The following is an 8,734-nucleotide window of genomic DNA, read 5'->3' as shown; positions in this document are numbered from 1 at the left end:
ACATTACATAAGTAATGTTTGAATTGACTGTGCTGAATCCGAAGATTCAATGGTCACTTCGTATCATTGAAACCTAATTTGATACCAAGGTATCGAATTGGATTATCATCAACGAGTGCCCACACAGATTGATAGGTTCTTATTTTTAAAGAGCTTTTCTAACGTTTTCAGCAACTTAGTTGCTCGTCGTTAGGGGTGCGTATCTTACTTCACACCGTGAGAGAGTCAAGCATTTTTTTCAAATTCTTTTTTCTCTCTTCTCGACTCGCTGTGTGACTTTCGTCTCACTCCGTGTCGGTGGATGCGCAGTATAGGGGGTTGAGAAATTAGTACAAGCGTTTTTTGCAAATAAAAAACCAACCGGTCACAAATTATCCAAAAGTGCGATATTTGCATATTTCTTCGTCACATTTGAGACATATCACAGCAATTGGTTGGAAAAACACCAACCATATACGTAAGATTCATGTGTCTATTCTGTTAATGGACAATCGATCTCTTTATCACTATGTGTAGTAATTAAAATGACGTCTAAAAAAAATCTGATTTTATGTGTTGGGCTGGCCATCGTTGGGGGAATCATCTTCTCTCAATTCATCATCCCACCAGCCTTGAGCTTCCTCATTGGTGTTATCGCTACTGCTTTTCTTTTTTCATTTTCTAGCAAAACACCTATTCTTCAATCTTCGGATCCTGATCCTTCAACTAAAACGCTGTATGTCGGCAACCTTCCTTATAAGGCCAATGAGAGTCATGTTCGCGATTTGTTTGCTGAATATGGACAGGTCTATGCAGTACGCTTAATGAAAGATAAGCGCACTGGAAAAAGAAGAGGGTTTGGTTTTGTAGTGATGGCTGCGGCAGATGCCAAGCCAGCTATCGCTAAACTTAATGAAAAGGAATATATGGAGAGAACGCTAAAAGTGAGAATTGCGAACGATCCTAAACATCCGGATGGCGGTAAACCTGAACAGGATTAAAACCTAGCTTCTTTAAACAAATGTTCAGTGCATCTTCCTGCCAAGGAGTTGCACTGGCATAAATCGACTTACTTCCCTCTTCTGTATCCTCAATTTCATCACTTAATAGCAATGCTTTTACTCGACGTGCAATCGCTGCGCCTGAATCAATTAAAGTAACGTCCCCACCCAAAGCTTGATGAATCTCCTCTTTGATTAAAGGGAAGTGAGTACAACCGAGCACCGCAACATCGACTTTATCGCGAAGGGGAAGCAGGATATTTGTCAGTTCGTCGAGAGAAACGCTGTTGCCTCGCAACTTCTCTTCGGCCATATCTACCAAGCGAGTTGATCCCACCAGCTCAACTGGTTTGCCTTGCGCAAAGTCCCGTATTAACTCGTGAGTATATTGGCGTGTTACTGTCGCCGGAGTGGCGATCAGCCCTACCCCTTTTGATGCTAAAAGCGATGCGGGTTTAATCGCAGGGACAACACCAACAACGGGAATCGATAAATTTTCGCGTAAGGAAGGAAGCACTATGGTGCTCGCCGTGTTGCAAGCAATGACAACAACGTCGACTTGGTGTTCTTCGACTAATGAAGAGACCAGTTGGTTAACTCGTGAAATGAGTACAGCCTGATCGAGTTCACCATAAGGGTAAGCCTGATTATCGAATAAGTATAAGTAGTCTAACTGGGGCAATAGGCGATGTATCTCTTGGAATACAGAAAGACCACCAACACCAGAGTCAAAAACTAGGACTTTTTTCTTACTTGCTACTCGCACGAGTCTTACCTAAAGAACAGAAACGTTGCGATCATACTGCGTAGATTTGTTTTGGCAATGCTTTAGCATGGTATCTTTGATGGCTGAATCTATCTCCAGATTCTACATCTCGCTCCGTCAACTCGATATGTCCTTGAAAAGATGGCGAAGACGTAACCAATGTGTGAAATTCACCATTTTCCCCACAGGGATCAATTTGACTTGGTAATGACTCTATTAGGGCTTTGTCATACCAGCGACCACACCATTCTGGAGGGAGAACTCTTCCGTCGATGGTGATTAACATAGTTTGAATACCACGCTCTATGATTTCCATCGCTAGTTTTTCGCTGCTCTCCCCTAATAGAGGAAAGACGCATTCCCAGCCAACAGGTTCAATATAGCTGCGTCGGTAATCGGCAATGCCATTACAAAACATATCACCAAATGCGACAGCTTCTATATTCAGACCACTACTTTGTAATGCATTAACGATGGTCGATTGATAAATGTCGTTACTTGGAAAGACTTCAGGTAGCTCGATAGTAATGAGCGGAAGCGCAAGTAAGTCTGCTTGCATTTGTACGACTTCAAGCGGAGTTGCTTGGAAAGGGACTTCTTTCCCTACGTAAGTCGTGTACAAACCGACAACTTGATAATTTGGATTCTCGTTAAGGCGCTCAAGCGTTAATGTCGAATCTTTACCGCTGGACCAACTGATCACCACTCGCTTGGGTTTCTTCATTCGATTTTCCACCACAAAATATTAAAAACCGCCCGAAGGCGGTTTGTGCTCATTCACGATTAGAATTCGTAGCCAACGTTGAGATAGTACGCTCGCTCTGCAGCAGGGTAACCTTTTGCCATCTCATACTCTTCATCAAGTAGATTATCGATACGAGCGCTAATAGAGGTCGACTCATTCGGATAGTAAGTCACCGCCGTATCAACCAACGAGTAAGAAGAAAGCGTAATATCTTGTGAAGGCCAAGTGCTGTAATCCACATCTGGACGCTTACCGACGTACTGATAGCTAACCGACCAATCCACTTTATCGAAGCTCACTAAAGCATTCCACTTATACATTTCTTTAGCGCGGCGCTGCAACTGATGCCCTTTATCGTCTTCAGCATCTTTGTAATCTGCACTCAACTGGTGCTGCACAATCCCTGTATCAAACTCAGCAACAAGCTCCACACCTTGGATATGTGTTTCACCATCGACATTCAAATATTTGTATGTGGTTGGATGGTAATCGATAAGATTCGTGATTTTATAGTCATAACCCGTGACGGACCAAAAAACGCCTTGGACATCACCGCTGAATGCTAGCTCCCAAGCATCTGACTCTTCCGGCTTCAGATCTTTCTCACCGTATGTTGGGTCATACTGTTGATATAGGTTTGGAGCCTTAAACGCAGTACCAAAAGAAGCTTTAACCCCAAACTCTGGCACAAATTGGTAACCAGCCGCTAAACTGTAAGTGAACTCACTACCGTATTCTTCGTTATCATCAAGGCGAGCACTGCCCTCAAGCATTGCTTTATCAATACTAGTCGTTGCCATACCAAACAGAGCGCCATTGGTACGATCAAACGTTTTATTCGCACTCTTGTCTTTATAAGACTCATTACGCCAATCAATACCACCAGCCAACGTCGTATTGTTGTTTAGCAAGTAACTGTTGGTCCACTGTACATTCTGCTGCTCAAGTTCATCTTTAGTACCTGAGTGTTTGCCTTTTGCTTGCTCATAGTTCCAAGACTTCTGTTTCTGTGCCGTTACTTGTAGTTCTGACATTACATTATCAGACTGATACTTACCGCCCAGAGTGACAGAAAGATCGTCTTTTTCTGCTTCGTAGTAACCGCGACTGCCGTAGCTGCTGTCATATTGATAAACATTTTCGTAAGCACGTAGGTTACCAAATGCAGACCACTGATCATTGAAGTTATGCACGTAACCTAGCAGACCATTCTTTGTATCAAAGCCATGGCGATCACCGTCATTAACTCCCGGTACAGGACGAACGTTATAACCATCATCACTTTCACTACCAAGCGCGATATTTAGCTGGCCGCTCTCTGTGACTTTAATACCAGATGCCACACTCAATTCCTGGTAATCTAAGCTGCCTAAACCCGCACTTAACTTCGTTCCTTCTTCGTCAGCACGCGCAATGGTGATGATATTGATCACGCCACCAATCGCTTCTGAGCCGTAAAGTGACGCACGCGCACCACGCACGTACTCAATACGTTGAACGTAAGTAAGCGGGATTTGGTTAAAGTCCACAGCGCCCTTCGCTGCTCGTGCAAAACGTACGCCATCAACCAGTACTAAAACTTGGTCGGAACTGGTTCCACGAACAAATAAAGACGCTAGCTGACCACGACCACCATTTTGTGAAACTTGAATCCCGGTAAGGCGACGCAATACATCTGGTAGGGTTTTCGCTTGAATGCGATCGATGTCTTGTCGAGTAACTACTTCGACATCTGCCAACGTACGGCTTTCGGCTTGCTCAAAACGGTTTGCCGTAACAACGATGGTTTCGTCAGTGGAGGTTTCTTGGGCCTGTAGATAAGAGACAGGTGAAAGCAGCGATGCCAAAGTGATCGCCAGTGCGGATTTTCTCATTGTATTGTCCTAAATCGCGTAATTCCTTCCGAGCCCTGTCATCATGACAGTCCAGTGCTGTGGCTCAGTTGTTGGCAGGTATTCGGACTCAAGAGCACGGGTGTACCGCCTACTTGCTCGACTTCCCACATAAACTAATGCAGTGTCTGATGAGCGTTCGTTCTCTTTTACCGCTGCGCGTCAGTTCTGGATTCACACCAGATTCCCATTTCAGCCATCTAGATTGCTAGATAGCACCAACTTGAGGCAAATATTATTCAGCTATTGATTATTTGTCCAGCCAATATTGCCCTTAGAAGTTGTAACGTTTTGATTGATTTTGCTTTCTACTCTGCCTGTACGCACTATCTTTAAATCAATTCCAGTACAAAACTGGACATCCTATTGAGATTGAATAAAATCTGCGCTCTTAAATTGAATGCACCATAAAAGGTAAGATCATGGCTACTCTTGATGTAAACCCACAACGCTACCAAGAACAACTGGCTGAAAAAGTCGAACGTCTCACGGATATGTTCGCGCCATACAACATGCCAGAACTGGAAGTGTTTGAATCACCAGAGCAGCACTACCGCATGCGTGCTGAGTTCCGTGTTTGGCATGAAGGCGAAGATCTTTACTACATCATGTTCAACCAAGAAACTCGTGAGAAGTACCGTGTTGACCAATTCCCTGCAGCAAGCCGTCTGATCAACGACCTGATGCCGCTATTGGTTGAAGCGATGAAAGACAACGACTCACTACGTCGTAAACTGTTCCAAGTGGATTTCCTATCGACGCTAAGTGGTGAGATTCTGGTCTCACTCCTTTACCATCGCCAACTTGATGAAGAGTGGATTGAAAACGCGAAAGCCCTTAAACAGCGTTTAAATGATGAAGGCTTTAACCTAAACATCATTGGTCGCGCTCGTAAGATGAAGATTGTCCTAGACCGAGACTACGTTATCGAGAAGCTCGATGTAAATGGTCAAAGCTACATCTACCAACAAGTAGAGAACAGCTTCACTCAGCCGAACGGCAAAGTCGCAGAGAAGATGCTGGAATGGGCGGTCGACTGTACCCAAGAAAGCACTGGCGACCTACTAGAGCTTTACTGTGGTAACGGTAACTTCTCGCTGGCGTTGGCACAGAATTTCGACCGCGTACTGGCAACTGAGCTAGCGAAGCCATCTGTGGTATCTGCACAGTACAACATCGCCGCCAATAAGATTGATAACGTACAAATCTTACGTCTATCGGCAGAGGAATTTACTCAAGCGATCGAAGGTAAGCGTGAATTCCGTCGTCTACAAGATGCAGGTGTGGATCTGAAGAGCTACAACTGCAACACGATTTTTGTCGATCCACCACGTGCTGGGATGGATGTCGATACTTGTAAAATGGTGCAAGGTTACGAGCGCATCATGTACATCTCTTGTAACCCTGAGACTCTAAAAGAGAACTTGGACATTCTATGCGAAACACACAACGTGACGCGTTTTGCTCTGTTTGACCAATTCCCTTATACACACCACATGGAAGCTGGCGTGCTATTGGAACGTAAAGCTTAGTCCACCAGCTTCAGACAAAAAAAAGCGAGCTCAATGGCTCGCTTTTTTTAATTTGATTCGTTTGCTTATTCCGCAGAAGTCTTCTTGCTGACAAAACCTAGCTTCTTACCAATCCATGCGAGTAAGATCATTGAAACCATGATCGCGAAGAAGTTTGAGCCTGCTTCTGGGTATTGCGCTTTAATAAACGCAGAGTGACCAAACGCACCTACGAAGAAACACGCCAAGCCAACTAATGGGATATCTTCTGATACCGGATTATTTAGGTACTCTTGGTAAAGAGCTTGTACAGCCAGTACGAGTGCAATCAATGGGAAGATTGAAAAAGACACTTCACTCATGGTCAACCATGACAACAAAGCATCACCACACATACCTGCAACCAGTGCCAAAATCAGCGTTTTCTTTTCAGATTTATTTCCATTCGACATTATTCTATCCCGCCTTTTAATCGGTTACGTTCACGTTCTTTGCGATACCAATAGGCCCCTTTGGCTATCATTCGCAATTGCATGATCAATCGCTCGGCGAGTTCATCGCGCTCACGTCGATCTAAATCTAAAGCTTCAGCCCCCGAACTGAAAACCAAAGTCACAGACGCTTCTGCTTGAGTATACGCCTCTTCTCTGGTCACGCCGGTGCTCATTAAATACTCGGTTAATTCTGCCGCAAAATGCTGGATTTCTCGAGCAACAGCGGTACGAAATTCAGCAGAAGTGCCGGAGCGCTCACGCAACAACAAACGAAAAACGTTCGGACTACTTTCAATGAATTCCATAAAGGTTTCGACCGAGGTACGAATTACGCTACCTTCTTTCACAATACGTTGACGCGCCTGACGCATCAGTTGGCGTAGTAGCAAACCGCCTTCATCAACCATGGTTAAGCCTAGCTCATCCATATCTTTGAAGTGACGATAAAAAGAAGTCGGTGCAATCCCTGCCTCTCGGGCGACTTCTCGCAAGCTAAGGCTGGAAAAGCTGCGATCCGCACTTAACTGACTAAATGCCGCATCGATCAATGATCGACGTGTCTTCTCTTTTTGCTGTGCGCGGATTCCCATCGATTTCATTCTTAACTTGCTCTTTTTCTATAGGGTACAAGAGCCTCAATATAACGCAATTTGCTCCTACGGAGAAAGATATGTTGCTTCGCTCGCTCTGAGCGCCGAGAACGTTACTATTGGCATGCATCTAATTGCAATGTTCTCGATGCAATTTATAGACATACAACATACCAAATCACCCTTTTGGTCGATTCTGCGTGATCACTTCCACTCTCTAACAGGCATGACGTGTACCAATAGAGTAAATGAGTTAAAATCGCGCTAAAGCAATGTTAAGCAAATATAACAAGGAAGGCATCATGGCGCATGTTAATCACTATGACGTGATCGTAATCGGTAGTGGCCCTGGCGGAGAAGGGGCTGCAATGGGATTAACCAAAGCGGGACTGAATGTTGCCATTGTCGAGAAAGAAAGCAGTGTCGGCGGCGGTTGTACTCACTGGGGTACCATTCCATCAAAAGCACTGCGTCATGCCGTTAGCCGCATCATCGAATTTAATAGCAACCCGCTATTTTGTCGAAACAACACCAGCGTTCATGCAACATTTTCTGACATTTTAGATCATGCTAAATCGGTCATTGATAAGCAAACTCGACTTCGTCAGGGCTTTTATGACCGTAACTCATGCACACTTTTGTTCGGAACCGCGCGATTTATCGATAACTACTCAATTGCAGTGATGCAAAGCGACGGTACAGAAGAAATCTATTCTGCAGATAAGTTTGTCATCGCGACGGGTTCTCGTCCGTATCAGCCTAACGACGTAGATTTCTTGCATGAGCGCATCTACGACAGTGATTCCATTTTGAGCCTGAAACACGACCCTCGCCATATCATCATTTACGGTGCGGGCGTTATCGGTTGTGAATACGCTTCTATCTTCCGCGGACTTGGAGTGAAAACCGACCTTATCAATACCCGCGACCGCTTGTTGGAGTTTTTGGATAACGAAGTGTCAGATGCGCTGTCTTACCACTTCTGGAACAGTGGTGTGGTAATTCGTAATGATGAGACCTATGAAAAAATCGAAGGCACAGAAGATGGCGTGATTATTCACCTACAATCTGGCAAGAAGATGAAGGCAGACTGCTTGTTGTATGCGAATGGTCGAACAGGTAACACCGATAAGTTGAATTTGGGTGCAGTGGGTCTGGAAGCGGACTCTCGCGGACAACTAAAAGTAAACCGTAACTACCAAACCGATATCGAACACATTTACGCTGTAGGCGATGTCATCGGTTACCCTAGCCTTGCAAGCGCCGCTTATGACCAAGGGCGATTTGTCGCACAAGCCATTACGAAAGGTCAGGCAGAAAACTACCTGATTGATGATATTCCAACGGGTATCTACACCATCCCAGAGATTAGCTCTGTGGGTAAAACCGAGCAAGAGCTAACAGCTGCGAAAGTACCGTATGAAGTAGGACGCTCTTCGTTCAAGCATCTAGCTCGTGCACAGATCGCAGGAAAAGACATCGGTAGCTTGAAGATATTGTTCCATCGTGAAACCAAAGAAATTTTAGGGATTCACTGTTTTGGCGAACGTGCCGCGGAAATTATCCACATCGGTCAAGCCATTATGGAGCAAAAAGGCTCAGCGAATACCATCGAGTATTTCGTCAATACCACCTTCAACTATCCAACAATGGCCGAAGCGTATCGTGTCGCTGCGTTGAATGGTTTGAACCGCTTGTTCTAATCGATGCTTCTTGATAGCAGACAGAAAAACAGCAGGCTTGGACCTGCTGTTTT

8 protein-coding genes and 1 riboswitch are annotated in these 8,734 nt (G+C 44.8%); of the genes, 3 read left to right on the top strand and 5 right to left on the bottom strand.

Going from position 1 to position 8,734, the window contains the following annotated elements; all coding sequences use genetic code 11:
• Window positions 1-524: 524 nt before the first annotated feature.
• Window positions 525-980: an RNA-binding protein gene (locus R7127_RS21905; protein WP_033907260.1), complete on the top strand. Its 456-nt coding sequence runs from the start codon at window positions 525-527 to the stop codon at window positions 978-980.
• On the opposite strand, the gene murI is transcribed toward R7127_RS21905, so the two are convergent.
• Genes murI through btuB form a run of 3 tightly spaced genes read right to left on the bottom strand, consistent with a single transcriptional unit; the run spans window position 943 to window position 4,365 of the window.
• Window positions 943-1,746, bottom strand: a complete 804-nt coding sequence (murI, locus tag R7127_RS21900) for a glutamate racemase (protein ID WP_033907261.1) — start codon at window positions 1,744-1,746, stop codon at window positions 943-945. The two genes, R7127_RS21905 and murI, sit on opposite strands and share 38 nt — an antisense overlap.
• Before the next feature lie 31 nt (window positions 1,747-1,777).
• Window positions 1,778-2,470 carry an ATPase gene (locus tag R7127_RS21895; RefSeq protein ID WP_318148532.1) on the bottom strand — a complete coding sequence of 231 codons (693 nt, stop codon included), beginning with the start codon at window positions 2,468-2,470 and terminating at the stop codon, window positions 1,778-1,780.
• Window positions 2,471-2,529: 59 nt separating this feature from the next.
• Complete coding sequence (gene btuB, locus R7127_RS21890) at window positions 2,530-4,365, bottom strand: TonB-dependent vitamin B12 receptor (protein WP_033907262.1); 1,836 nt, start codon at window positions 4,363-4,365, stop codon at window positions 2,530-2,532.
• A 55-nt stretch (window positions 4,366-4,420) separates the two neighbouring features.
• Window positions 4,421-4,621: riboswitch (cobalamin riboswitch) on the bottom strand.
• 184 nt (window positions 4,622-4,805) lie between these two features.
• Between btuB and trmA the strand changes: the two genes are divergently transcribed.
• Window positions 4,806-5,915 (top strand): tRNA (uridine(54)-C5)-methyltransferase TrmA, encoded by a 1,110-nt coding sequence (gene trmA, locus R7127_RS21885; protein WP_033907263.1) that lies wholly within the window; start codon window positions 4,806-4,808, stop codon window positions 5,913-5,915.
• 65 nt (window positions 5,916-5,980) lie between these two features.
• On the opposite strand, the gene R7127_RS21880 is transcribed toward trmA, so the two are convergent.
• Window positions 5,981-6,346: a YijD family membrane protein gene (locus R7127_RS21880; protein ID WP_005378634.1), complete on the bottom strand. Its 366-nt coding sequence runs from the start codon at window positions 6,344-6,346 to the stop codon at window positions 5,981-5,983.
• Window positions 6,346-6,987: an HTH-type transcriptional repressor FabR gene (gene fabR, locus R7127_RS21875; protein WP_005378632.1), complete on the bottom strand. Its 642-nt coding sequence runs from the start codon at window positions 6,985-6,987 to the stop codon at window positions 6,346-6,348. Before fabR ends, R7127_RS21880 begins: the two co-directional genes overlap by 1 nt.
• 263 nt (window positions 6,988-7,250) lie before the next feature.
• Between fabR and sthA the strand changes: the two genes are divergently transcribed.
• Entirely contained in the window at window positions 7,251-8,681 is a 1,431-nt protein-coding gene (gene sthA / locus R7127_RS21870) for a Si-specific NAD(P)(+) transhydrogenase (protein WP_006742759.1), read from the top strand.
• Window positions 8,682-8,734: the final 53 nt, after the last annotated feature.

The organism is Vibrio sp. 1159 (genome assembly GCF_033340395.1).
GTDB classification, from domain to species: domain Bacteria; phylum Pseudomonadota; class Gammaproteobacteria; order Enterobacterales; family Vibrionaceae; genus Vibrio; species Vibrio alginolyticus.
The sequence above is the reverse complement of the archived record's forward strand: the minus strand, read 5'-3'. Positions and strand labels throughout refer to the sequence as shown.

Coding starts and splice junctions, on each gene's coding strand:
- R7127_RS21905 (WP_033907260.1), top strand. CDS start 525: ATGACGTCTAAAAAAAATCTGATTTTATGTGTTGGGCTGGCCATCGTT.
- R7127_RS21895 (WP_318148532.1), bottom strand. CDS start 2,470: ATGAAGAAACCCAAGCGAGTGGTGATCAGTTGGTCCAGCGGTAAAGAT.
- btuB (WP_033907262.1), bottom strand. CDS start 4,365: ATGAGAAAATCCGCACTGGCGATCACTTTGGCATCGCTGCTTTCACCT.
- trmA (WP_033907263.1), top strand. CDS start 4,806: ATGGCTACTCTTGATGTAAACCCACAACGCTACCAAGAACAACTGGCT.
- R7127_RS21880 (WP_005378634.1), bottom strand. CDS start 6,346: ATGTCGAATGGAAATAAATCTGAAAAGAAAACGCTGATTTTGGCACTG.
- fabR (WP_005378632.1), bottom strand. CDS start 6,987: ATGAAATCGATGGGAATCCGCGCACAGCAAAAAGAGAAGACACGTCGA.
- sthA (WP_006742759.1), top strand. CDS start 7,251: ATGTTAAGCAAATATAACAAGGAAGGCATCATGGCGCATGTTAATCAC.